Annotated in this window: 1 pseudogene; it reads left to right on the top strand. The window is 65.5% G+C overall.

The features are described 5' to 3' along the window. Positions 1-121 precede the first annotated feature (121 nt). Positions 122-612 (top strand): annotated as a pseudogene (locus AC1D00_RS44320) (hypothetical protein); the annotation flags it as partial.

Raw genomic sequence — 612 nt, 5'->3', positions numbered from 1 at the left:
CCCATCGTTCACTCTCCGATGAAAAAGCCCGTTCCTGAAGCTGACGCTTAAGCAGGAAGAGCAGCGCTTCTATGCGAGAACCGGCCTCAAGACAACGTTGGACCATGCCCGAAGGCCATGGATGTACCCGCCTGAGGCCAGCACGGCCGCAACTCCCACCCAGATCCATCTGGCGCTCGCCAATTTCGCCGACGAGGTCGTCGGCACGCTGGCGCGCCTGTTCGCCTATGTGGGGACGCTGGTGCTGTTTGCCATCCTGGGCCTCGCGGCGCTCAACCAGCTTCCGAGCCTGCGCGACGACGAGCCCGCTGAGAAACCGGGCTGGAGCATCGCCGACCGCTCGCATCCGGCCTTCGCCCTCAGCCGACTCGATTCATCAGAGAAAACAGCCTCTTACACCGTCCTTCGGCATCCGGAAGGCGGCCGCAGGGACGTGATGCGCTGGACGGGCGAGGCGGACAAACCCGTGGCCCAGCTCGAGATTTACCGGGAGGGCGGCGAATTCGACGTGGCTCGCCCGGCGACCGCAGACCTCGCCGTTCAGATGGGCCTCGACGCGGTCGTCCCGCTCGAGCAGGCCGGCCTGATCGACACGAAATTCGGCCCGGTCGC

The sequence above is a fragment of the Bradyrhizobium sp. P2_E8 genome (assembly GCF_056403875.1).
The sequence above is the reverse complement of the archived record's forward strand: the minus strand, read 5'-3'. Positions and strand labels throughout refer to the sequence as shown.